Here is a 23,307-nt window from a genome sequence, read left to right as displayed (position 1 = left end):
GGGTCCGTCGCTGGTCCGGCTGCCGGGCATCCGCTGCCTCCGCCACCGTGGATTCCGCCCGATCAGGTGCCGGGTCAGGCTCCGCGCGCGGGGAACCGCCTGCCCTGGCTGCTGGGCGGCGCGGCGGTCGTCGCACTGCTGTGCCTGGTGGGTGGGCTGGCAGTGGCGGTGTGGTTGGTCCGCGACGGCGGGCAGGAGCCGGCAGCGGTGCCGGTGGCCCGGCCCACCGCGCCGGCGGGCGAGCCGGCGGGAAGCGCGGCGCCCGGGCCGGCGGGCCAGGACGAAGCGGACTGGCCGGCCCTTCCGGTGCTGCCGGCCTCCGCCGAGCAGACGTCGCGGGCGTCGGGCAACGGCCCGGCCACCGAGGTGGCGTTTGTCAACACCCGCGCCGATCAGGTCACCGTCTCGTGGCTGAACGAGGACGGGCGGCGGGTCGACTACCAGGTGCTGGGCCCGGGGGAGTCGTACACGCAGCGGACGTTCGTGGGTCACACGTGGGTCGTGTCCGGCGCCGACGGCACGGCGATCGCGGTGTTCCAGCCGACGGCCGCACCAGGCCGAGCCGTCATCAGCTGATCGAGCGCCGGCTCCGTAGGCTGGGGTCGTGCTGCTCACCACCGACCGGCTCGTGCTGCGCCGGTTCCGCCCCGCCGATGCCGAGACCCTGGCCGCCTACCGGACGGATCCGGAGGTCGCGCGGTATCAGTCCTGGGCCTCGCCGTATTCGCTGCAGCAGGCCCGCTACACCGTCGAGAGCATGATGGCCGCCGACCCGGACCAGCCCGGCTGGTTCCAGTACGCCGTGGAGCTCACCGCCGAGGGCGTGCACATCGGCGACGTCGGGGTGAACCTGCACGACAACCGCCGGCAGGCCGAGATCGGCTACACCCTCGCGCCCCAGCGGCAGGGGCACGGCTACGCGACCGAAGCCGTGCGTGCTGTCCTGGACCACCTCATCCGCGTCAAGGGGCTGCACCGGGTGTCGGCCGAGTGCGACGCCCGCAACGACGCGTCCTACCGGCTGCTCGAGCGAACCGGATTCCGGCGGGAGGGGCATCTGCGCCAGGCCAGCTGGGTCAAGGGCGAGTGGACGGACGACCTCCTCTACGGCCTGCTGGAGGAGGACTTCTTCGGCGTCGCGACGACGTCGTAGGCGTCCCGGCACAGCTCGGCGATCTCGGACCAGTCGACGTCGCCGTCCAGCCGGACGCCGAGCCATCCCCGGTGTCCCACATACGGCGGGCGGAAGAAGCGGGCCGGCTCCGCGGCGATCAGCTCCAGCTGGGCGCCGGGCGGCGCGGCACACCACAGGTGTGGGAACCGGTTGTCATGATGGCCGTGCTCCCACAGCGTCACGAACGTGCGGCGACCGCGCACGAACCAGGTGGGCGCGCCGTGGCTGAGCCGCTCGGTGACCTCGGGCAGGGCCGCGCAGACCCGCCGCAGCTCGGCGAGCATCAGGCCGGTGGCGCGGCGATGTTGACCATCCACTCGACGCCGAACCGGTCGGTGCAGGTGCCGAACTCGTCGCCCCACATCTGCTTCTCCAGCGGGGTGCTGACGGTGCCGCCGTCGGCCAGCTTGGACCACCACTCGCGCAAGTCGTCGGCGTCGTCGCCGCTGAGGCTGACCGCGATGGTGTTGCCGGGGACGTGCTCGATGCCGGGCGGGGCGTCGGCGCCCATCAGGGTCAGCCCGCCGTCGGTGACCAGCATGGCGTGCATGACCTTGTCGGCGAGCTCCGGATCGGGCGCGCCGAACTCACCGAAGGTGTTGACGTCGAGCTTGCCGCCGAACACGGAGTGATAGAACTCCATCGCGGGGCGGGCCTTGCCGTCGCTGAACGCGATGTATGGATTGAGGCGAACTGCCATGACCGGCTCCTTTGCCGAGACGACCTGCGGACCACTTCTCGCACGATAGACCCGGGGTAGGACACTTTTCAGCCTCCTGCCGGGACGGGCGCGGCCGGAAATTCACGATCAAATTCTGGATGTCGTGCCTGGTTGCATGGTGCTGACCGGCGCTCCCGCCGATCGCCGGCTGATTGCATGGCTTCCCTCCGGCGTTGGGTGGCGGCGTGGTTGTCCCGCGCGTCGTCCGATTGCATGGCAGAGGTTGGGCTCGGCCGACTTGACCGACCACCCGCCCGTTTGCTGCTGCGCCGTGGCGCGCACCGACCAGATGTTGTTGCGACACGCTGGGATCGCCCGCCCTGCCGCTACAAGATCCCGCTCTGGGCGTGCGTCCCTGCATCGCCGAGCGCCGAGCGCCGAGCGCCGAGCGCCGAGCGCCGAGCGCCGAGCGCCGAGCGCCGAGATGGGCGTGGTGGGCGTTGATAGGCAACGGCGGTCCGGAGACTGTTCGGCGGCTGGTGCGCGGGGCCGGGTACCCGAACCGGTGCCGGCTCGTTTCGGTACAGCGGGTGACAGACGACGGGCGCGCCCCCGGAGGGAGCGCGCCCGTCGGTCAGGCCGTTGTCAGTTCTCGTAGCGGAGCCAGACCGCGCCCAGCGGCGGCACCCGCAGCGACGCCGACGCGTTCAGGCCGTGCCATGGCAGCTCTTCCGCGTGCACCTCGCCCAGGTTGCCCACGCCCGAGCCGCCGTAGATCGTGCTGTCGGTGTTGACGATCTCGCGCCACACGCCGGCCCGGGGCAGGCCGATGCGGTAGTTGTCGTGCGGGACCGCCGCGTAGTTGACCACGCAGGCCATCGCGTCGCCGTTCGGGGCCAGGCGCAGGAACGAGAACGTGTTGTGCTGGGAGTCCTCGCTGGTGATCCAGCGGAAGCCGCTCGGCACGGTGTCCTGGGTCCACATCGCCGGGGTCTCCCGGTACGCCCGGTTCAGGTCCTGCACCAGCTTGTGGATGCCGCCGCCGCGGCCGGGGTCGGCGAGCAGGTCCCAGTCCAGGCCCCGTTCCTCGCTCCACTCCCGCTCGTCGCCCATCTCGGCGCCCATGAAGAGCAGCTGCTTGCCGGTGAACGCCCACATGAAGCCCAGCAGCGCCCGGGTGTTCGCCAGCTTCTGCCACTGGTCACCGGGCATCTTGCCGGTCAGCGAGCCCTTGCCGTGCACCACCTCGTCGTGGCTGATCGGCAGGATGTAGTTCTCGCTCCAGGCGTACACCGTGGCGAAGGTCATCTGGTGGTGGTGCCACTGCCGGTAGATCGGCTCCTTCTCCATGTACGAGAGGGTGTCGTTCATCCAGCCCATGTTCCATTTGAAGCCGAAGCCCAGCCCGCCGAGGTGGGTGGGGCGGGTGACGCCCGGCCACGCCGTGGACTCCTCGGCGATGGTGACCACGCCGGGGTTGTTGCGGTAGACCGTCGCGTTCATCTCCTGCAGGAAGCTGATCGCGTCCAGGTTCTCCCGGCCGCCGTACTGGTTCGGGGTCCACTCGCCGTCCTTGCGCGAGTAGTCCAGGTAGAGCATCGAGGCCACCGCGTCCACCCGCAGGCCGTCGGCGTGGAACTCCTCGCACCAGTAGCCGGCGTTGGCGACCAGGAAGTTGCGGACCTCGCGGCGGCCGAAGTCGAAGACGTACGTGCCCCAGTCCGGGTGCTCGCCGCGCCGCCAGTCGCCGTGCTCGTAGAGCGGGGTGCCGTCGAAGCGGGCCAGCGCCCACTCGTCCTTGGGGAAGTGCGCCGGCACCCAGTCCAGGATGACGCCGATGCCCGCCTGGTGCAGCTTGTCGACCAGGTAGCGGAACTCGTCCGGCGAGCCGAACCGCGACGTCGGGGCGAAGTAGCCGGTGACCTGGTAACCCCACGAGCCGCCGAACGGGTGCTCCATGACCGGCATCAGCTCGACGTGCGTGAAGCCCGTCTCGGTGACGTAGTCGACCAGCTGGGTGGCCAGCTCGGTGTAGGTCAGGCCGGGCCGCCACGAGCCGAGGTGCACCTCGTACGCGCTCATCGGCTCCTGGTGCCACTGCTTGGTGGCCCGCTCGGCCATCCACTCCGCGTCCTGCCACTCGTAGGTGGACTCGTACACGACCGACGCCGTGCGCGGCGGGATCTCGGTGTGCTGGGCCAGCGGGTCGGCCTTCTCGCGCCAGACGCCGTCCCGTCCGAGGATCTTGAACTTGTACTTGGTGCCGGAGGCCGCGCCGGGCACGTAGAGCTCCCACACGCCGCTGCTGCCCAGCGAGCGCATCGGCCAGCCGTCGTACGGGCCCCAGCCGGCGACGTCGCCGATGACCTGCACGCCGCGGGCGCCGGGCGCCCACACCGCGAAGGCGACGCCGCCCTCCTTGGGCTGGGCGCCGAGCACCTTCCACAGCTTCTCGTGCCGGCCCTCACCGATCAGGTGCAGATCCAGCTCGCCCAGCGTGGGCAGGTGCCGGTACGGGTCGTCGTGCACCGACCCGTCGACGTCGAGCCGGTAGTCCAGCACCTCGCCGGGCACCTCGACGGCGAAGATGCCGTCCGGGTGCACCTGGGTCATCGTGGTGCGCTCGTCGCCGACGACGACGGCGACCTCCTTGGCGCCCTTGCGCATCGTGCGGATCACCGTGTGCCCGCCGGTGGGGTGCGCGCCCAGCAGACTGTGCGGGTCGTGGGTCTCGCCGGCGATCACCGCGTTCAGCGCGCGCTGGTCGCCGGCGGTGGACGGCGACGGGGTGGTCTGCCCGATCATCGGAACTCCTCAGGGATGGGTCTTCAGTCCGGTCAAGGGCGGCGGCGGGGTGGTCGGATGGGGGTCTTCAGTCCGGTCAAGGGCGGCGGTGGGGTGGTCGGATGGGGGGTCTTCAGTCCGGTCAAGGGCGGCGGTGGGGTGGTCGGATGGGGGGTCATCAGCCGACGAGCCGGGCGATCGACCGCAGCGGGATCCGCAGCCATCCGGGCCGGTGCCGGGATTCGTACGCGGCCTCGTAGACCGCCTTGTCCAGCTCGTACGCCGCCAGCAGCGCACCCTGTTCACGCGGGTCGTGGCCGGAGGCGGCAGCGTACCCGTCGCAGAAGGCGGTGCGGTTGCGGTCGACCCATTCGCGGGCCCGGGCGGCGAGGTGCTCGTCGTCGCCGGAGTCCACCAGCAGCTGGTAGGCCGCGTACTCGTAGCTGCGCAGCACCCCGGCGACGTCGCGCAGCGGCGAGTCCGGCAGCCGCCGCTCGTCGAGCGGCTGGCCGGGCTCGCCCTCGAAGTCGATGAGCAGCCAGGCCGCCGGCACCCGCAGCACCTGGCCCAGGTGCAGGTCGCCGTGCACCCGCTGGACGATGACCTGCTCACCGGCGAGCTTGCGGAAGCGTTCCTCGATGGCCGGCACGTACTCGCCGAGCTCGGGCACCGCCGCGGTGGCGCTGCCGAGCCGGGCGATGACCGCGTCGACCGGGAACGGCGCCGGGGCGGAGCCCAGCTCCGCCGCCAGGGTCCGGTGCACCGAGGCGACGGCCTCGCCCAGCCGGTACGACTCGCCGGCGAAGTCACCGCCCACCTCGTCGGCGCCCAGTTCGGACTCGGCGAACAGGTCCCGGGCGCTGGCGGTGGCCATCGCCCAGCCCTCGGCGGAGTTCAGCGCGTACGCGGTCACCATGCCCAGCGGGTACGGCTGCCCGCCCTCGGTGGTCTCGAACGAGCCGAGCAGCTTGGCCACGTGCGGGTTGCCGGCCCGGCCGAGCACCCGGTTGAGCTCGATGTCGGGGCTGATCCCGCGGTCCACCCGGCGGAAGACCTTGAGGATGGCCTCCTGCTCGAAGATCACGCTGGTGTTGCTCTGTTCGGCGTCGAAGACCCGGGAGGCGTGCTCCAGCGGGAACGTCGCTCCCGGCTCCGAGGAGAACACGATGTCGCCGGCGGTGGCGTCGGAGGAGATCAGCGAGAGCAGGTAGGTCGCTGCCTCCGGGTCGTAGAGCCCGTCGTAGCCGGTCCGGGCGCCGTCCGTGCCGATGGTGGCCACGGTGCTGTACTCCGAGATCGGGCCCGAGTCCCAGGCCACCAGCACCTGGTAACGCTCGGTGCTGCCGTCGGTGTAGGAGACGTCCAGCAGGACCAGGTCCAGGTCGTCCTTCAGTGCCGTGGACGAGGCCTGCTTGACGTCCGCCAGGGTCCGGCTGCGGCCCGCGTACCAGCGTTGCTGGGGGAGCCATTCGGCGTAGGGCAGCGTCATTGCTTCTCCTCCGACCCGCACAGCTGGAACCAGTAGAACCCGTGTCCCGGCAGGGTCAGCAGGTAGGGCAGCTGGCCGATGCGCGGGAAGTTCACGTGCCCGGTCAGCTCGACCGGCGTGTACCCGTTCCAGTGCTGCAGGTTCAGCTCGATGGGCTGGGGGAACCGCGAGAGGTTGTTGACGCAGAGCACCACGTCGTCGCCGTCCTCGCGCAGGAAGGCGAGCACCGACGGGTTGGAGCCGCCGAGCTCGCGGAACGTGCCGGTGGCGAACGCGTCGTGCCGCCGCCGCACCGCCAGCATCGTGCGGGTCCAGTTGAGCAGCGACGTCGAGTTGTCGCGCTGGGCCTCCACGTTGACCGACTGGTAGCCGTAGATCGGGTCCTGGTTGGCCGGCAGGTAGAGCCGGCCCGGGTTGGCCGTGGAGAAGCCCGCGTTGCGGTCGGGCGTCCACTGCATCGGGGTCCGTACGCCGTCGCGGTCGCCGAGCCAGATGTTGTCGCCCATGCCGATCTCGTCGCCGTAGTACAGCACCGGCGAACCGGGCAGCGACAGCAGCAGCGCGGTGAACAGCTCGATCTGGTTGCGGTCGTTCTCCAGCAGCGGGGCGAGCCGGCGGCGGATGCCGACGTTCGCCTTCATCCGCGGGTCCTTCGCGTACTCGGTGAACATGTAGTCGCGCTCTTCGTCGGTGACCATCTCGAGCGTGAGCTCGTCGTGGTTGCGCAGGAAGATGCCCCACTGGGCCATGTCGGGAATGGCCGGCGTCTGGGCCAGGATCTCGGAGATGGGGAAGCGCGACTCCCGCCGGACCGCCATGAAGATGCGCGGCATCAGCGGGAAGTGGAACGCCATGTGGCACTCGTCGCCACCGGTGTCCGCATCACCGAAATACTCGACCACGTCGGCCGGCCACTGATTGGCCTCGGCGAGCAACACCCGGCCCGGGAACTCGTCGTCGATGACCTTGCGGCAGTGCTTGAGGAACGCGTGGGTCTCCGGCAGGTTCTCGCAGTTGGTGCCCTCGCGCTCGAACAGGTACGGCACCGCGTCCAGCCGGAAGCCGTCGATGCCGAGGTCCAGCCAGAAGCGCAGGACGTCGATCATGGCTTCCTGCACGGCCGGGTTGTCGTAGTTGAGGTCCGGCTGGTGCGAGAAGAACCGGTGCCAGTAGAACTGCCGGCGCACCGGGTCGAACGTCCAGTTCGACTCCTCGGTGTCCACGAAGATGATCCGGGCGTCGGCGTACGGCTCGCTGGTGTCGCTCCACACGTAGTAGTCGCCGTACGGGCCCTCGGGGTCGCGCCGCGACTCCTGGAACCACGCGTGCGAGTCGGAGGTGTGGTTCATGACCAGGTCGGTGATGACCCGGATGCCGCGCTTGTGTGCCGCGTCGAGCAGGGCGACGAAGTCGTCGACCGTGCCGAACTCGGGCAGCACCCGGTAGAAGTCGCGGATGTCGTAGCCGCCGTCGCGCAGTGGCGAGTCGTAGAACGGCGGCAGCCACAGGCAGTCGACGCCGAGCCACTGCAGGTAGTCCAGGCGCTCGATGAGCCCGCGCAGGTCACCGGACCCGTCGGAACTGGAGTCGTAGAAAGCCCGGACCAGCACCTCGTAGAAGACGGCGCGTTTGAACCAGGTCCGGTCGGCGGGCAGCGTGCGGGCATGCCCGAAGTCGTCGGCGGTCGGATGCTCGACCACCCCGTCCTCGACGTGGCTGCCCTCCGCGGGATCGTGCTCGACGCTCTCGTCGAGTTCGCTCGTCAGGTCCATCAGACGTTCACCTACCCCACCCCGCAGGAACTTCAATCGCTTGTCGTGCCTATCTGCGTGGGTGCACCACGAACACGTGTGCCGGCTCGACGTACGGATCGATCCGGACCGGGTTGTGCTGACCCCACTCGTACGTCGCCCCGGTGAGCTGGTCGGTCACGGTGAACCGCTCGTGCCAGTCCAGGCCCAGGGCGGGCATGTCGAGTGTTGTGTTACCCCATTGCACGTTCGCCGAGTCGAACGAGCAGATCACCAGGACGGTGTTGCCCGTCTCCGGATCACGTTTCGACCAGCACAGCAGAGACGCGTTGTCGATCTCATGGAATTCCAGGTTCCGCAGCCAGTGCAGCGCCGGGTTCTCCCGCCGGACCGCGTTGAGCTTGGTGATGTACGGCGCCAGCGTGCGCCCGGCCCGCTCCGCCGCCGCCCAGTCCCGCGGCTTGAGCTCGAACTTCTCGTTGTCGATGTACTCCTCGGCGCCCGGGCGCGCGACGTGCTCAAAAAGCTCCAGACCCGAGTACATGCCCCAGGACGGCGAGAGCATGCTCGCCAGCACCGTCCGGATCTTGAACATCGGCGGCCCGCCGTGCTGCAGCGACTCGTGCAGGATGTCCGGGGTGTTCGGCCAGAAGTTGGGCCGCATCCAGTCGATCGAGGCCTTGAGCTGGCCCAGGTACTCCTTCATCTCCCAGGCCGTGGTGCGCCAGGTGAAGTACGTGTACGACTGGGTGAAGCCGATCTTGCCGAGCCCGTTCATCATGGCCGGCCGGGTGAACGCCTCGGCCAGGAACAGCACGTCCGGGTCGGCGTCCTTGATCTTCGCGATCACCCACTGCCAGAAGTTCAGCGTCTTGGTGTGCGGGTTGTCCACCCGGAAGATCTTGACGCCGTTCGCCACCCAGTGCAGGACGATCCGCAGCACCTCCTCGCGCAGGCCCTTGGGGTCGTTGTCGAAGTTCAGCGGGTAGATGTCCTGGTACTTCTTGGGCGGGTTCTCCGCGTACGCGATGGTGCCGTCGGCGCGGGTGGTGAACCACTCCGGGTGCGCGGTGACCCACGGGTGGTCCGGCGCGCACTGCAGCGCCAGGTCCATCGCCACCTCGAGGCCGTTGTCGTGGGCGACCCCGATGAAGCGCCGGAAGTCCGCCAGCGTGCCCAGCTGCGGGTGGATCGCGTCGTGGCCGCCCTCGGCGGAGCCGATCGCCCAGGGCGAGCCCACGTCGACGCCCTCGCGGGCGACCAGCGTGTTGTTGCGGCCCTTGCGGTTGACCTCGCCGATCGGGTGGATCGGCGGCAGGTACAGCACGTCGAAGCCCATCGCGGCGACCGCGGGGATGCGCTCGGCGGCGGTGGCGAAGGTGCCGTGCCGGACCGGGGTGGCGTCGGGGCCCACCTCGGCGCCCTCGGAGCGCGGGAAGAACTCGTACCACGAGGAGAACAGGGCGCGCTGGCGGTCGACCCAGATCGCGTACGAGCGGGTGGTGGTGACCAGCTGGCGCACCGGGTGCTGCCAGAGCAGCTCCGCCAGCTCCAGCCCGGGGGAGACCCGGGAGAACAGCGAGCGCTGCGGGTCGCGCAGCGCGGCGGCCGCGTCGCGGACCCGCTCCTCCTCGACGGCCGGCACGATCTTGGCGGCCAGGTCCAGCAGCTCGGCGCCCTCGGCCAGGTCGTTGGCCAGGTCCTCGAGCCCCTGCCCGGCACCGATCTTCTTGGTCACCGCGTTGCGCCAGGTCTGGTACGGGTCGTCGAACGCCTCGATGGTGAACGTCCAGCGGCCCACCCGGTCCGGCTTGATCACCCCGTGCCACTGGTCCAGGCCGGGCGCGCCGGGGGTGAGCCGGGTGAACGGCTCGGCCTCGCCCTCCGGGCCCTGCCATACCACGTTCACGCCGAGGGCGTGGTGGCCTTCCCGATAGGACACCGCCGAGACGGGGACGAGCTCGCCGACCACCGCCTTGGCGGGGTAGCGGCCACAGGACACCGATGGCGTCACATCTTCGATGGGGAAGCGACCGGTCATGATCTCCACCGTAATCTTGGGCGCGGGAGCGGGGACGGCGTCGGGCGAAATGCGGCAGCCGACTGGACAGATTCCTGGTCAGCTTTCTCCGCTATGGAGCAACCGCAAACGGCCGAGCACCCGGTGCCGTTCAACCTACCGGAGAGCGCTCAGCGTGGCCCGTCCAGGCGCGCCATCGCGCCCGCCAGGAAACCGGTCAATTCCGCCCCGTGCCAGACCCGGGCCGGTTCGGCGTCGCGGGCCAGCGACCGGCTGAGCCGGGTGAGGTCCAGCAGCTCGGTCCGCCGGGTCGCGGCGAGCACCACGTTGCCCGCCTTGCGGCCGCGCAGCATGCCCGGCGGGGCGATCAGCGCCACGTCGGCGAAGGCCGCCCGCAAGGTCGCCGCCTGGATCCGGGAGTAGGACAGCGGCGGCACGTCGGTCAGGTTCATCGCCAGCACGCCGTCGGTGCGCAGCAGCCGGGCCGCGGCCGTCGCGAAGCCCACCCCGGCCACGCTCGCCGGCATCGCCGCGCCCTCGAAGACGTCGACCACGATCACGTCGTACCGCTGGGCCGCGCCGGCGTCCACGAACTCGCGGGCATCACCCACCACGACCTCGACGGCGGCCGGCCACGGCAGCGACCGGGAGACCAGCGCGAGCAGCAGGCCGTCGCGTTCCACCACGGTCTGCGCGGACCCCGGCCGCGTCGCGGCCACCCACCGGGGCAGGGTGAGGGCACCCCCGCCGAGATGCAGAACCGACAACGGTACGGCCGCGGGCGCCGCCAACCGCAGCACCGTCGCCAGCCGGCGCACGTATTCGAACGCCAGGTAGGTGGGATCGGCCAGGTCGACGTACGACTGCGGCACCCCGTCGACCAGCAGCGTCCAGCCCCGCTCCCGGCGGCGGTCCGGCTCGAGCGAGGCGGTGCCGGAGGCGACCCGGGTGAAACTCGTTGCGCGTCGGTTGCCGTGCGGTGCCATCGGGGCGAGGCTACTCAACCCGGCCCTCCCGCGGCCGAGAGGTAGCGTGACGCACCCTGCCGAGGGTGTGCGCAACCTCAGGGGGCACACATGGCCGGACCGTCCACCGCGCTGTCGCCGGTCATCGCGGCGAGCACGCACTGGCTGGTCCGGGCGTACCCGGCGAGCGGCGCCGACCGGGCCGCGGACACCCTGGCCGAGCTGCAGGCACGGCAGGCCGTGACGGTCGCCGCGTGGCTGCGCTACCCGACCGCGGTGGACGCCGAGCTGGTCGCGATGGCGGGCCCGGGCGGTTCGGCGGTGCTGGACTGGCGGGCCGGCAGCGAGCCCGACGACGAGCTGGCCGAGGACGAGGGCTGGCGTACCTGGGTCGACGAGGTCGTGGTGAGCTGGGCCGCCTGCCTGCTCGCCGACCCGCACCTGGCGGCCCGCGCGGTCGACTCGGTGGCGGCGGCCGTACCGATCTCCGACAGCCGGCCCCGGCCCCGCCCGCGCGCCGCCGGCGACCTGCCGAGCGAGTTCCGCCGGCTGACCGACCCGGACCCCCGCGACCTGGAGGCGGCGGCCCTGCTCCGCCACCCCGACCTGCTCGAACCGGTGGCCGAGCTGCACCGCGACAACCTGCTGTACCTCCTGCCCACCCGGGTGGGTTAGCCCTCGGCCGGTCGCTGGGTGAGCACGGCGTGCGGGTCTTGTCGCTCTGCGCGATGCCCCGCACGAACGAAACCTTGGTAAGGACGGCCCCGGGGGCCACTGGAGTTTCGCCATTTGCGGGTGCCAGTCCGCCGTGGCGTTCCGGCGCGGACCGCTACCGTTGGTGGCCTCCTTCGCGATCCTGTATCGGACTGGTTCGGAGCGGAGTCTTTTGCATGGCTGGTGTGATGATCGATCGCCATCCCCCGGAGGGGCGACACGCTTCTGCCGCGCCGAAACGGCCGCGCCAAGCATTGCCGTAGGCCTGCCCACCGCCGAACCCGCAGCACTGGGCCACATATTGAACTCCTAAGGGAACAAAGGGCGTAAAAGTCACGAAGCGGGCAGCAAATTGTCGATCTTGTGGACTTAAGGTTCGGAGGGCGGGGTCACACCAATTCAACAAGATCGAAATCTTGCGCGTCGGTGGCGGTCGGCGCGCAGCCCACGTCACTCCGGCGGGCTATTGCCATCGCCCGATACACCAACCACGCAAAAAGACTCAGCGGACCGCTACGGCACAAGATTGCTCGTCGCGCAGGCTGCGGTGGGTGTTTCGGGTGGATTGTCGGTTGTCTGCCGATGGCAAGCGCCGCTGCGGGTGACGGGCAAAAGTCGAGGAGGCCAAATCCACCAAGATCTCCTGTTTTGCGATCAACTCACCTACTGCAAGATCGCTTGTCCGCGGGCGCCGGGCCGTGACCCGATCGAAGAGGATGCACATCGGTGGGCACCGTCGCCACCCACCCGGTGCCCGAGGCCTGGCTGCGGCTGACCATCTCGCGGCTGGCCACCGACCGGTGGCGCCGCTCAGCAGCTGGCGCACCGTGCTGAGCCGCACCGGGCCACCGAACCGGTCGCGCCACCCAGCGAGGACACCGCGATCCTCACGGCGGAACGCGCTCTGGAGGTGCACGATCGGCGTGCGCGGCACATGGCGGGCGGCTACCAGGAGGGCGGCACGATCGACACCCTGGAGCGCGCGGACGCCGAGGGCATCACCGCGAAGGCCGTCAAGCGCGCGCGGAACTGGCGCGGCTGACCCGGTGGCGGCCCGGGAACTCCGGCCGCCACCCGGTCACCGTCAGGCCAGCCGGGCCGGGAAGCCGCCGGTGGCGATCGGCCCCCAGCGCTCGATCGTCACCCGGATCAGGGATTTGCCCTGCTCCCGCATGGCCTGGCGGTACTCGTCCCAGTCCGGGTGCTCGCCGGAGATGACCCGGAAGTACTCGACCAGCGGCTCGACCGACTCGGGCAGGTCGATGACCTCGGCGACCCCGTCGACCTGGACCCACGGCCCGCCGAAGTCGTCGGAGAGCACGCAGACGCTGACCCGCTGGTCCCGGCGGATGTTCGCCGCCTTGGCCCGCTCCGGGTACGTCGAGATCACGATGCGGCCCTCGGCGTCCACGCCGCAGGTGTTCGGCGACGCCTGCGGGCGGCCGTCGCGGCGGGTGGTCATCAGCAATGCGTGGTGCCGGGGCCGGAGGAACTCGAGCAGTTCCTCGCGGCCGACCGTGGTGGTGGTGGCGACGGTGCGGGCCATGATCCTCCTCAGTTCGGCCGGTCGGCGTCGACCGCGATCGGGCCGGGATGCCCGTCGGCCTGCCCGGCGGTGACCGCGGCGCCGATGATGCCGGCGTTGTTCAGCAGGGTGGCGGGCACGATCGGGGTGCGGATCCCGATCAGCGGCAGCCACCGGTCGGCCTTCTTGCTCACGCCGCCGCCGACCACGAACAGCCGCGGCGACAGCAGCATCTCCACGTGCCGCAGGTAGTCCTGCACCCGGCCGGCCCACTTCTCCCAGCTCAGGTCGTCCTGCTCGCGGGCCCGGTCGGAGGCGCGCAGCTCGGCGTCCTTGCCGTCCAGCTCCAGGTGGCCGAGCTCGGTGTTCGGGATCAGCGTGCCGTCCAGGAACAGGGCGCTGCCGATGCCCGTACCGAAGGTGAGCATCATCGTCAGGCCGCGCTGGCCCTGCCCGGCGCCGAAGGCGACCTCGGCGACGCCCGCGGCGTCGGCGTCGTTGAGCACGGTCACCGGCTTGCCGAGCCGCTCGCTGAACAGCTTGGCCGCGGGCGCGTCGAGCCAGGACTTGTCGACGTTGGCGGCGGTCCGGGTGATCCCGTCCACCACCACGCCGGGGAAGGTGATGCCCACCCGGTCGTAGCCGTCGAACTGCGCGGCGACCTCGGCGACCGCCTCCACGACGCTGCCGACGTCGGACGGCTGCGGCGTCGGCACCCGGTGCCGTTCCTGCAGCAGCTCGCCGCGCGCCGTGTCCACCGGCGCGCCCTTCACGCCGGACCCGCCGATGTCGATGCCAAGAATGGCCATGCCAGTTCTCCGTCTCCGGTGCGTTTCCGGTGTGTGTACCCACGCGCACCCGGACTCGAATCGTGCCATCCCGGGCCGCGCCCGCCTCGTGCCGGGTACCGCGGGGTTTTTTGTTCAAGTCCTGAGCGGCGTGGCCGATAGGGCGGCTGTACCGGCACTGGGCCCCCCCGGCGACTCCCCGACCCCGTGGGCCCGCTGCCATCGAAGGAGCATTGATGCGGAAACTCGCGGCCCTGGCCGTCACCGCAGTCGCGGCGGCCGGCTCGCTCGCCGTCGCCGTCCCCGCCCGGGCCGCCCCGGATCCGGCCTGGCTGGGCGCGAACTGGCTGGTCCAGACCGGCACCACCACGCTGAGCACGGTCATCCGGACCGCCGGCGCCGACCGCGCCGACCTGGACAACCCGGACGACGGCGACACCGCGACCGGGGTCGCGCTGACCGGCGCCGGGATCGGCGTCGCGCTGATCGACTCCGGGGTGTCGCCGGTGCCGGGCCTGAACGGCGCCGGCAAGGTCATCAACGGGCCGGACCTGTCCTTCGAGTCGCAGGCGCCGAACCTGCGCTACCTCGACACGTTCGGGCACGGCACCCACATGGCCGGCATCATCGCGGGGCAGGACCCCGTCGCGGGCACCGGCGCCCGCTTCGCCGGGGTGGCCCCGGGCGCGCACATCGTCAGCGTCAAGGTGGCCTCCGCCGACGGCGCCGGCGACGTCTCCCAGGTCATCGCGGGCATCGACTGGGTCGTCGCGCACCGTAACGACCCCGGCCTCAACATCAAGGTGCTGAACCTGTCCTACGGCACCCTGTCGACCCAGCCGGCGACCCTGGACCCGCTGGCCTTCGCCGTGGAGAAGGCCTGGGAGGCCGGGATCGTCGTGGTGGTCGCGGCCGGCAACGACGGCTTCACCGCCAACACCCTCACCATGCCGGCCGCCGACCCGGACGTCATCGCCGTCGGTGCCGCCGACACCCGCGGCACGGACGCCCGCACGGACGACGTGGTCGCCGACTTCAGCAACCGCGGCAACGCCGCCCGGCACGCCGACGTGCTGGCCACCGGGCGTTCCCTGGTGTCGCTGCGCAGCCCGGGTTCGTACATCGACCGCACCTATCCGGGCGCGCGGCTGAGCCTGACCGACGACCCGGGCCAGCGGTTCCTGCGCGGCAGCGGCACCTCGCAGGCGGCCGCGGTGGTCTCCGGCTCGGTCGCCCTGCTGCTCCAGCAGCGTCCCGGCCTGCGGCCGGACCAGATCAAGAAGATGCTGATGAGCACCGCCGACCCGATCGCCGGCGGCGACGCGTACGCCGCCGGGGCCGGCCAGATCAACGTCGCCCGGGCCGCGCGCACCAAGAGTGTCCCCGGCGCCCCGCAGATCAACGCCGCGGCCACCGGGCTGGGCTCGCTGGAGGCCGCGCGGGGCGGCGCGTACGTCTACGACTCGGTCACCGGCACCCCGCTGACCGGCGAGCGGGACATCTTCGGCATGGCCTGGAACCCGCGTACCTGGACCGTGGCCTCGGCCACCAAGCGCAGCTGGATCGGCGGCGCCTGGAACGGCTCCACCTGGACCGGCACCGCCTGGGGCACCGTCCTGGCCGGCAGCAAGACCTGGGCGCCCGTGATCTGGACCGGCCGGTCCTGGTCCGGCAGCAGCTGGACCGGGCGCAGCTGGTCGGGCGCGGTCTGGAGCGGGCGGAGCTGGTCGTCGCAGACCTGGACGGGCCGGTCGTGGAGCGGGCGGAGCTGGTCCGCGGCCGGCTGGACCGGGGAGCCATGGCACTAGCGCGGCGTAAGCGGCGGCCGCGCCCGGAGGTCCTGGTGGCTCTGCTCACCACGGCCATGGGCGCGGCCTCGGCCGCCGTGGCGCTGACCTTCGCCGCCGGCGGCATCACCGCGCCCGCGATCTCCGGCGGCCTGTGGTGGCTGGCCGGCCTCGCCGTGCTGTTCTTCCTCACCGAGGGTTTCACCGTGCACGTCCGCGTCCGCCGCGGCGCGCACGGCATCAACGTCTCCGAGCTCCCGATGGTCTTCGGCCTGCTCGGCTTCGACCCGGTCCTGCTGATCCTGGTCCGGGCCCTGGCCGGCGGCGCCGGCATGGTCGCCATCCGCGGGCAGCGCGGCACCAAGCTGGCCTTCAACGTCGCGCTGCTCGCCGTCCAGGCGTCCGTCGGCGTGCTGGTCTTCCACGCGGTCACCCCGTACGTGCCGGGCATCCCCGCCGCGGGCCTGGACCTGCGGATCGTGGTCGCCACCTACCTGGCCATGATCGCGGCCGACGTGGTGGCGGCGGTGCTGCTGACCGCCGTGATCGCCGTGCACGACGACCCGGGGGAGTGGCGCCGGCTGCCGGCCGCGCTGCGCAGCACCTGGCTGGTCGTGGTCACCACCACGGTCGCGCTGGTCAGCTTCCTGGCCTGCACCCGGCCGGGGTGGGCGCTGGTGCTGGTCGGCATCGTCGCCGTGGTGCTGCTGCTGGCGTACCGGGCGTTCATGGCGCTGGGCAACGGCAACGCCGAGGTGGAGCACCTGTACCGCTTCACCCGGGCGCTCGACGGGGCCGGCGGCCTCGACGACCTGGTCGCGGTGACCCTGGACCGGTCCCGCGACATCCTGCGGGCCGGCACCGCCGAGCTGGTGGTCGCGCACGGCGCCGAGCTGCGGCACACCCGGCTGACCGGCCAGTCCGGCCGGCCGTCGGCGCACCTGGGCCGCCCCGGCGACGACGCGTGGCTGCGCCCGGCGCTGCGGGGCACCCCGGTGCTGCGCCCGGCCGGCCCCGGCGGCGACGCGATGGCGGTGCCGGTGGCGTTCGGGGAGCACCGGGCGGTGCTGGTGGTGGCCGACGGCCTCGCCGACGCCGGCCGCTTCACCGAGGCCAAGCTGCGGCTGTTCGGCGCGGTGGCGAACCACGCCGGTGCGGCGCTGGGCCGGGCCGACCTGGTCGACCGGCTGCGCCGGGAGGCCGACGACCGGCGCCACCTGGCCCTGCACGACCCGCTCTCCGGGCTGCCCAACCGCCGGTACTTCCACGAGCTGCTCGAGGCCGCCCTCGCGGAACCGGGGGCCGCCGGCGCCGGCCCGGCGGTGCTGATGCTCGACCTGGACCGGTTCAAGGAGATCAACGACGCGCTCGGCCACGAGACGGGCGACGCGCTGCTGTGCGAGGTCGGCGAGCGGCTGCGCGCGCACCTCGACGGGCGCGGCCGGGTGGCCCGCTTCGGCGGCGACGAGTTCGCCGTGCTGCTGCCGACCGACGGCAGCCCCGAGGCCGCCCTGGCCGCCGCGGCGGAACTGGCCGAGCTGGTCGAGCAGCCGATCCGGATCGGCCCGCTGGTGCTGGCCGCCCGGGCCAGCGTCGGCGTCGCGGCCGCGCCGCGGCACGGCACCGACCCCGAGACCCTGATCCGGCACGCCGACGTCGCCATGTACGCCGCCAAGGAGAGCAACGGCCTGCGCCTCTACGACAGCGAACTGGACCGGCACAGCCCGCAGCGGCTGGCGCTCATCGCCGACCTGCGGCAGGCCGTCGAGCGGGGCGAGCTGACCGTCGCGTACCAGCCGAAGGTCGACCCGCGGACCGGCCGGGTGGTCGGCGCCGAGGCCCTGGCCCGCTGGCTGCACCCGGAGCGGGGCCCGATCCCGCCGGACGTGTTCATCCCGCTCGCCGAGCACAGCGGCCTGATCTGGCCGCTGACCCTGCACGTGCTGGAGCTGGCGCTGCGCCGCCGCGCGGAGTGGGCCGAGGCCGGGCACGACCTGCACGTCGCGGTCAACCTGTCGCCGAACAGCCTGCTCGACGCCGCCCTGCCCGAGCTGGTGGCGCGGCTGCTGGCGGCGACCGGCAACCCGGCCGGCGCGCTGACCCTGGAGATCACCGAGAGCACCATCCTGAGCGACCCGGCCGGCAGCCGGGCCACCCTGGAACGGCTGCACGCGCTGGGCGTCAAGATCTCGATCGACGACTTCGGCACCGGCTACTCGTCGCTGGGCCGGCTGCGCGAGCTGCCGATCCACGAGGTGAAGATCGACAAGTCGTTCGTGCAGCGGGTCGCGGAGGACCACCGGGACCGGGCCGTGGTGCGCTCGGCGGTGCAGCTCGGGCACGCGCTCGACCTGCGGGTGGTCGCCGAGGGGGTGGAGGACGCCGACACGTACGCGTACCTGGCGGCGGAGGGTTGTGACGTTGTGCAGGGCTATCTGCTGTCCCGGCCGCTGCCCCCGGACGAGTTCGCGTCCTGGCTTCACATTCACTCACGGAACGTCACTCATACTTTCGGCTAGTCAGGGCTCGTCCACTCGGCTAGCGTAAGGAGAAATGAACGGTCGCCGCGTGCGGGCACGGCTCTCTGCCCGCTTGATGGAGGACCTCCTCGATGACCGCGCTCACGATCAAACCCACCACCGTCCGTGACGTCTCCCCGTTCGGTGACACCGTCCCCGAGACCGCCGCCGAGCTGTTGAACCGGCTGGCCGCGACCCCCGCCGGGGACCGCCGCCGGGCCAGGCTGCGGGACCGGGCGATCGAGGCCTGGCTGCCGCTGGCCCGCCACCTCGCCCACCGCTACTCCGGCCGCGGCGAACCCACCGACGACCTGATCCAGACCGCCACCGTCGGCCTGATCAAGGCCGTCGACAAGTTCGACCCCGAACGCGGCGTCGACTTCGCCGGCTACGCCATCCCCACCATCATCGGCGAGATCAAGCGCCACTTCCGCGACCGCACCTGGTCCGTACGCGTGCCCCGCCGCCTGCAGGAACTACGCCTGGCCATCACCGAGGCCAACAGCACCCTGACACACACCCTCGGCCGGTCCCCGACAGTCGCCGACATCTCCGTGCACCTGGGCGTCACCGAGGAAGAAGTCCTGGAAGGCCTGGAAGGCGCCCGCGCCTACAACGCCACCAGCCTGTCCACCCCGATCAGCGCCGACGGCACCACCGAACTCGGCGACACCCTCGGCGGCGAGGACCACGAGTTCGAACTCGCCGAGACCCGGGTCGCCCTCGGCCCCGCCCTGGCCATGCTCGACGAGCGTGAGCAGAAGATCCTCACCCTGCGCTTCTACGGCAACCTGACCCAGTCGCAGATCGCCGACCAGGTCGGGATCTCCCAGATGCACGTCAGCCGGTTGCTGGCTCGGGCCCTGACCAAGTTGCGTGGGGAGCTTCAGTACGGGCTTTAGGGGTTTCGGTTCTCTTGCGGCGGCCTTGCATTCTCGCCTGTTTCGGCTGAGGGATCGGTCCCGCGCGCCCTGGTTGCCAGTCGGGCTGAGTCATCCCCTTGCGGGAGTGGTCTGGCTGCCGCGCTGTGGTGACGCCAGGGGATCCCGTCGGGCAGGCCGGGCTGCGTGCGGCTCAAGCGAACATTGCTCGCCGGTTGCGGTCGGTGGGTGGTTGCTCAGCCTGAGCTGGTGCAGGTTTCCTTGCTGCTTGTGGACCAGGGTGTGCCGTCGAGGGCTACCGGGGAGATGGTGCGGAGTTGTTCGTCGCCGGTCTCCACAGTGAGGGTGGCGGCCAGGGTCGTGGGCTGGGTGGCGGTGCAGGGCCACTCGAGCACGACGTCGACGGGCAGGGCGGTGCCTGGTTCGATCGCGCGTTCCTTTTCGGGGCTGCGCAGGGTGACGTTCGGCTGGTTGACGCGGATGGCTAGGACGTTGATGGTTTCCGGGCCCGCGTTGACGACCGTCACCTGGGTTTCCAGACGCACCCGGCGCTGGTCGCGGTGGGCCGTCGTCAGGTCGGGTTCGGCGAAGAGAAGCACCGACGCCTTGGACCAGTCGGCTTCCACGGAGGCTGCCAGCGGGCGGTGCCACCCGAGGTAGGTCGCGAGGCCGCCCACCAGCGCGCCGGCCACGAACGACGCCACCACGATCAGGGCCAGCGTGCGCAGGGTGGCGAGGCGGCGCCATCGATCGGACAAGGCTCCGTGGGGTGGTGTCGGGTCCTGAGCCGGCTGGTCCAGATCGATCATCGCCTACCCCTTCCCGGCCCCGCGGTCACTCCCCGTCAAGAGCCCCGCACGGTGGCCGTCGAGCACGGCGCAGCGTACCCACCGACAGCCACCCACCCCGACCCGTTCGCCGGCAGGCAGCTGATCGAGGCAGTCGCGTGGGAGCCCGGACCGGGCCGTGGCGGACCCATCGCGGAGCCGGCCCGCCGGCAGCGCCGGGTTAGCACCGCCGGGTAGCGGCCTGCCGTCCACGGCCGCAAGCGGCGAGGAATGTTCGCTTGAGCCGCACGCAGCCCGGCCTGCCCGACGGGATCCCCTGGCGTCACCACAGCGCGGCAGCCAGACCACTCCCGCAAGGGGATGACTCAGCCCGACTGGCAACCAGGGCGCGCGGGACCGATCCCTCAGCCGAAACAGGCGAGAATGCAAGGCCGGGGCCCGGGGTGACCACGCACGGCATAGAAACGATCCACCAGCAGTGCGTGGTCACCCCGGGCCCCGGCCGTCCACCGTTAGCAAAAGACAACCGACAAAGAATCAGCTGGCCCCGCTGGTCTGCCAGTTCAGCCGGGTGAGGAGCTGACGGGCGCCATCAGCCACGTCCGCCTCGACGACCACCGCGTACTGGCTGGCCTGCAGCGAGCTGCGCGAGGTGAAGTCCCGCCGCCCGCCGGTCATCGCCTGGGCGATAGCGCCGAAGATCGCCCCCCAAGCAGCGCCGATGAGCAGGCCGAGGAAGATCAGCCCGAACCAGTTCGAGTCGCTGAAGATGCCGATGAACAGCCCGATGAACAGGCCGAACCAGGCGCCACTGGCCGCGCCCGCGAGCGCCGCCCGGACCGTGGTCATCCGGCCCAGCACGTTCTCGACCAGGCGCAGGTCGGTGCCGACGATCGCCGTCTTCTGCACCGGGAACTCGTTGTCGGACAGGTAGTCGACGGCCCGCTGGGCGAGCGCGTAGTCCGGGTAGGTCGCCACCGTCACGGTCGGCACGTGCGCGCCCGCGCCGGCGGCCGGGTCAGCGGCGGGCATCGCCGGCACGCCGCCGGGTCCCGGCGGTACGGCACCGGCGGCGCCGGGCATGGTCGCGGGCGGGGGGTTCTCGGCAGGGGTGGTCATCAGAGTTCCTCCTCAGTCGGCGGCCGGCGCGGGTTGCGCGGACGCCAGGACGGATCCGGATCCCACCGGCCGGTCGCCGGCGGCGAGCCGCACCCAGATCGCAAAGACCCCGGCGACCGCGGCGGTGATGGCCGCGGCGCCGGCGAAGAACGCGAACCGGCCGGAGACCAGGTCCGGCATGACCCGCTCGGAGAGCACGACGGCGCCGATGCCGAGCAGGCCGGCCAGCGCGGCGAGCGTGCCCACACCGCCGAAGAGCAGCATGGCGAGCCGGTTCGGCCGGGCAGTGACACCGGTGATCCGGGCGCGTTTGGCCCGGATGAGGGCGGACGCGCCGGCTCCCCAGGCGAGCACGACCAGCAGGGCGGCGATGGTGTCGCTCGGCCGGTGCCATTCGGCCCAGACGGTGGCGATCGCGATGATCGTCACGTACGCCGCGCCGATCAGGGCGACGGTGCCGCGGATCGCGAACGGCAGCACCAGGATCAGCGCGAACGCCACCGAGGCGGCCGCGGTGGTGTGGCCGCTCGGGAACGAGTTCGGCGCCGGGAAGCCGTCCAGGTCGGGGCGGGGCAGGCGCATCTTGAACAGCCGGGTGCTCGCGTTCGCGCCGAGCACCAGCAGGCCGGCGGCGAGCGCCAGGTCGACCCGGCGCCGGACGATGCCGATCGCCGCGGCCGCCACGCACACCAGCACCAGGCTGGCCAGCGTCGTGCCGTTCAGCGCCCGGTCCAGGACCTGCACCACGCGTTCGTGCTCGACGTCCGCGCCGCGCATCATCAGCGTGTCCACGCTCTGCCCGAGCGGGGTGCGCACGCAGGCCAGGTAGACCCCGGCCACGGCGGCGGCGGCCAGCAGCGCGACGCACGCGTGACCGACCACGTGCCAGAAGCCGCGGCCCGGCCGGTCGTCCGGGGTGGAGCCGGTGCTCCCGGCGGGGCGGGATGCCAGGGCCGTCATCGGCGGTGTCCTCCAGTACGTCACGAGTGGGCGGTTCCGTTTTGCCCAGACGCCACCCATCTCAAGCACGTCCGCGGCGCGGATCATAGTCCTCTTCCGTGACATCCGTCCCGTTCTCCCCGGGCCTGCCCCTCGGCAACTCGGATGCACCCGCGCGCACCCCTGACCCGCAACGCCGTCCCGCGATCTTCGAACAGACGCCGCGACACGGATGCCGGCCGCGATGAAGGGGACGTTCATGCTGCACACCGCTCGCCGGTTGCTCACCGCGCCGCTGCTGCTCGCCGCGCTCGGCGCCGGGCTGGTCGTCGCCCCCGGCACCGCCGAGGCGGCCGGGGTGTCGGCCACCATCAAGGTCGGGAGCACGCTGAAGGTGCGCTCCGCGCCCTCGCTGAACGCCAAGGTCGTCGGCACGGTCCGGAACAAGCAGAAGGTGAGCGTGGCCTGCTTCGTGATCGGCCAGAAGGTCAAGGGCTCGGTGCGCACCACCACCGCCTGGGACCGGCTGAGCACGGGCCGCTACGTCTCGCACGGTTACGTGACGGCGGCGAAGTCGCTCCCGCGCTGCGCGGTCAGCTCGCCGACCGCCGTACCCAGCAGGACCAAGACCTCGGGCACCTCCCGGTACGTCACCGGCACCGTCAAGAGCACCGAGGGCGTGGTGAACCTGCGCTCCGGCGCGGCCACCACCGAGTCCGTGACCGGTACGGTCGCCAGTGGCGCGAAGATCGACCTGACCTGCGCGGTCACCGGCCAGCTGATCGACGGCACCGTCCGCTCCACGACCCAGTGGGACCGGACGCCGACCGGCTCGTACATCTCGCACGCCTATGTCTACTCCGGCACGCTGCCGGTGTGCGCGGGCTCGCAGACGCCGACGCCGTCGGTGACCCTGACCCCGGCCCAGTTCATCGCGGCCTCGGTGCCCGGCGCGCAGCGCGGCTGGCGCGAGTACGGCGTCCCGCCGTCGGTCACCATCGCCCAGGCCGTCCTCGAGTCCGGCTGGGGCCGCAGCGGCCTGGCGGCGGTGGACCGCAACTACTTCGGCATCAAGTGCCAGAACGGCAGCTTCGGCAAGCTCGCCACCGGCTGCCACGTCTACCGGACCAACGAGTGCACCAAGGCCGGCACCTGCTTCGCCACCTCGGCGAGCTTCCGGACCTACGCCACCCAGTCGCACTCGTTCCGGGATCACGGCAACTTCCTGCGGGTCAACAGCCGGTACGCCGGCGCCTTCACCCACACCAGGGACGCCAACAAGTTCATCTGGACGGTCTGGAAGGCCGGCTACGCCACCGACCCGAACTACTACACCAAGGTCACCGGCATCATGGCCTCCTACGACCTGTACCAGTACGACACCTGGAAGTGAACCGGACTCA

20 protein-coding genes are annotated in these 23,307 nt (G+C 71.6%); 8 read left to right on the top strand and 12 right to left on the bottom strand.

Annotated features, from left to right (window positions below; all coding sequences use genetic code 11):
• Positions 1-66 precede the first annotated feature (66 nt).
• Positions 67-576, top strand: coding sequence for a hypothetical protein (locus tag ACIBQZ_RS05530; protein WP_396087237.1), 510 nt, complete (start codon positions 67-69; stop codon positions 574-576).
• 28 nt (positions 577-604) lie between these two features.
• A complete protein-coding gene (locus tag ACIBQZ_RS05525) occupies positions 605-1,153 on the top strand; it encodes a GNAT family N-acetyltransferase (protein ID WP_396087236.1) in 549 nt (182 codons plus the stop codon).
• Here ACIBQZ_RS05525 and ACIBQZ_RS05520 read toward each other — a convergent pair.
• The 7 genes from ACIBQZ_RS05520 to ACIBQZ_RS05490 all read right to left on the bottom strand — a co-directional run bounded on the left by ACIBQZ_RS05520 (position 1,105) and on the right by ACIBQZ_RS05490 (position 10,865).
• Positions 1,105-1,458 carry an MmcQ/YjbR family DNA-binding protein gene (locus ACIBQZ_RS05520; RefSeq protein WP_396087235.1) on the bottom strand — a complete coding sequence of 118 codons (354 nt, stop codon included), beginning with the start codon at positions 1,456-1,458 and terminating at the stop codon, positions 1,105-1,107. The two genes, ACIBQZ_RS05525 and ACIBQZ_RS05520, sit on opposite strands and share 49 nt — an antisense overlap.
• Positions 1,458-1,874, bottom strand: a complete 417-nt coding sequence (locus ACIBQZ_RS05515; RefSeq protein ID WP_396087234.1) for a VOC family protein — start codon at positions 1,872-1,874, stop codon at positions 1,458-1,460. The genes ACIBQZ_RS05520 and ACIBQZ_RS05515 overlap by 1 nt, the downstream gene beginning before the upstream one ends.
• Before the next feature lie 606 nt (positions 1,875-2,480).
• Positions 2,481-4,640 (bottom strand): 1,4-alpha-glucan branching protein GlgB, encoded by a 2,160-nt coding sequence (gene glgB / locus ACIBQZ_RS05510; RefSeq protein WP_396087233.1) that lies wholly within the window; start codon positions 4,638-4,640, stop codon positions 2,481-2,483.
• 157 nt (positions 4,641-4,797) lie between these two features.
• Positions 4,798-6,108 carry a maltokinase gene (locus tag ACIBQZ_RS05505; protein WP_396087232.1) on the bottom strand — a complete coding sequence of 437 codons (1,311 nt, stop codon included), beginning with the start codon at positions 6,106-6,108 and terminating at the stop codon, positions 4,798-4,800.
• Positions 6,105-7,880 carry a maltose alpha-D-glucosyltransferase gene (gene treS / locus ACIBQZ_RS05500; protein ID WP_396087231.1) on the bottom strand — a complete coding sequence of 592 codons (1,776 nt, stop codon included), beginning with the start codon at positions 7,878-7,880 and terminating at the stop codon, positions 6,105-6,107. Before treS ends, ACIBQZ_RS05505 begins: the two co-directional genes overlap by 4 nt.
• 49 nt (positions 7,881-7,929) lie before the next feature.
• On the bottom strand, positions 7,930-9,900 hold the full coding sequence (locus ACIBQZ_RS05495; RefSeq protein WP_396087230.1) for a maltotransferase domain-containing protein: 1,971 nt from the start codon (positions 9,898-9,900) through the stop codon (positions 7,930-7,932).
• Between the two features lie 149 nt (positions 9,901-10,049).
• Positions 10,050-10,865 carry a spermidine synthase gene (locus tag ACIBQZ_RS05490; protein ID WP_396087229.1) on the bottom strand — a complete coding sequence of 272 codons (816 nt, stop codon included), beginning with the start codon at positions 10,863-10,865 and terminating at the stop codon, positions 10,050-10,052.
• A 90-nt stretch (positions 10,866-10,955) separates the two neighbouring features.
• Here ACIBQZ_RS05490 and ACIBQZ_RS05485 point away from each other — a divergent pair, with 90 nt between their 5' ends.
• Together ACIBQZ_RS05485 and ACIBQZ_RS05480 are read left to right on the top strand one after the other, a co-directional pair.
• The gene (locus ACIBQZ_RS05485) at positions 10,956-11,519 is read left to right on the top strand and encodes a hypothetical protein (protein WP_396087228.1); all 564 of its coding nucleotides are present in this window, start codon (positions 10,956-10,958) and stop codon (positions 11,517-11,519) included.
• A gap of 949 nt (positions 11,520-12,468) precedes the next feature.
• Positions 12,469-12,600 carry a hypothetical protein gene (locus tag ACIBQZ_RS05480; protein ID WP_396087227.1) on the top strand — a complete coding sequence of 44 codons (132 nt, stop codon included), beginning with the start codon at positions 12,469-12,471 and terminating at the stop codon, positions 12,598-12,600.
• A gap of 42 nt (positions 12,601-12,642) precedes the next feature.
• On the opposite strand, the gene ACIBQZ_RS05475 is transcribed toward ACIBQZ_RS05480, so the two are convergent.
• Both ACIBQZ_RS05475 and ppgK read right to left on the bottom strand, forming a co-directional pair.
• Positions 12,643-13,104, bottom strand: coding sequence for a PPOX class F420-dependent oxidoreductase (locus ACIBQZ_RS05475; protein ID WP_396087226.1), 462 nt, complete (start codon positions 13,102-13,104; stop codon positions 12,643-12,645).
• Positions 13,105-13,112: 8 nt separating this feature from the next.
• Complete coding sequence (ppgK, locus tag ACIBQZ_RS05470) at positions 13,113-13,892, bottom strand: polyphosphate--glucose phosphotransferase (RefSeq protein WP_396087225.1); 780 nt, start codon at positions 13,890-13,892, stop codon at positions 13,113-13,115.
• A gap of 215 nt (positions 13,893-14,107) precedes the next feature.
• On the opposite strand from ppgK, the gene ACIBQZ_RS05465 reads away from it, so the two are divergent.
• The 3 genes from ACIBQZ_RS05465 (at position 14,108) to ACIBQZ_RS05455 (ending at position 19,079) form a co-directional block, all read left to right on the top strand.
• Entirely contained in the window at positions 14,108-15,679 is a 1,572-nt protein-coding gene (locus ACIBQZ_RS05465; RefSeq protein ID WP_396087224.1) for a S8 family serine peptidase, read from the top strand.
• Positions 15,680-15,714: 35 nt separating this feature from the next.
• The gene (locus ACIBQZ_RS05460) at positions 15,715-18,177 is read left to right on the top strand and encodes a putative bifunctional diguanylate cyclase/phosphodiesterase (protein WP_396087223.1); all 2,463 of its coding nucleotides are present in this window, start codon (positions 15,715-15,717) and stop codon (positions 18,175-18,177) included.
• A gap of 92 nt (positions 18,178-18,269) precedes the next feature.
• Entirely contained in the window at positions 18,270-19,079 is an 810-nt protein-coding gene (locus tag ACIBQZ_RS05455) for a SigB/SigF/SigG family RNA polymerase sigma factor (RefSeq protein WP_396087222.1), read from the top strand.
• Positions 19,080-19,294: 215 nt separating this feature from the next.
• Here ACIBQZ_RS05455 and ACIBQZ_RS05450 read toward each other — a convergent pair whose 3' ends face one another.
• The 3 genes from ACIBQZ_RS05450 to ACIBQZ_RS05440 form a co-directional block, all read right to left on the bottom strand.
• Entirely contained in the window at positions 19,295-19,867 is a 573-nt protein-coding gene (locus ACIBQZ_RS05450; protein ID WP_396087221.1) for a hypothetical protein, read from the bottom strand.
• A 516-nt stretch (positions 19,868-20,383) separates the two neighbouring features.
• The gene (locus ACIBQZ_RS05445; protein WP_396087220.1) at positions 20,384-20,965 is read right to left on the bottom strand and encodes a general stress protein; all 582 of its coding nucleotides are present in this window, start codon (positions 20,963-20,965) and stop codon (positions 20,384-20,386) included.
• Positions 20,966-20,977: 12 nt separating this feature from the next.
• Positions 20,978-21,925 carry a phosphatase PAP2 family protein gene (locus ACIBQZ_RS05440; RefSeq protein ID WP_396087219.1) on the bottom strand — a complete coding sequence of 316 codons (948 nt, stop codon included), beginning with the start codon at positions 21,923-21,925 and terminating at the stop codon, positions 20,978-20,980.
• A 238-nt stretch (positions 21,926-22,163) separates the two neighbouring features.
• Here ACIBQZ_RS05440 and gsmA point away from each other — a divergent pair, with 238 nt between their 5' ends.
• On the top strand, positions 22,164-23,297 hold the full coding sequence (gene gsmA, locus ACIBQZ_RS05435) for a sporangiospore maturation cell wall hydrolase GsmA (protein ID WP_396087218.1): 1,134 nt from the start codon (positions 22,164-22,166) through the stop codon (positions 23,295-23,297).
• The last annotated feature ends 10 nt before the right edge of the window (positions 23,298-23,307 follow it).

It is taken from the genome of Actinoplanes sp. NPDC049599, from assembly GCF_044465625.1.
Lineage (GTDB): Bacteria > Actinomycetota > Actinomycetes > Mycobacteriales > Micromonosporaceae > Actinoplanes.
This window is presented reverse-complemented; position numbering and strand designations above follow the sequence as displayed.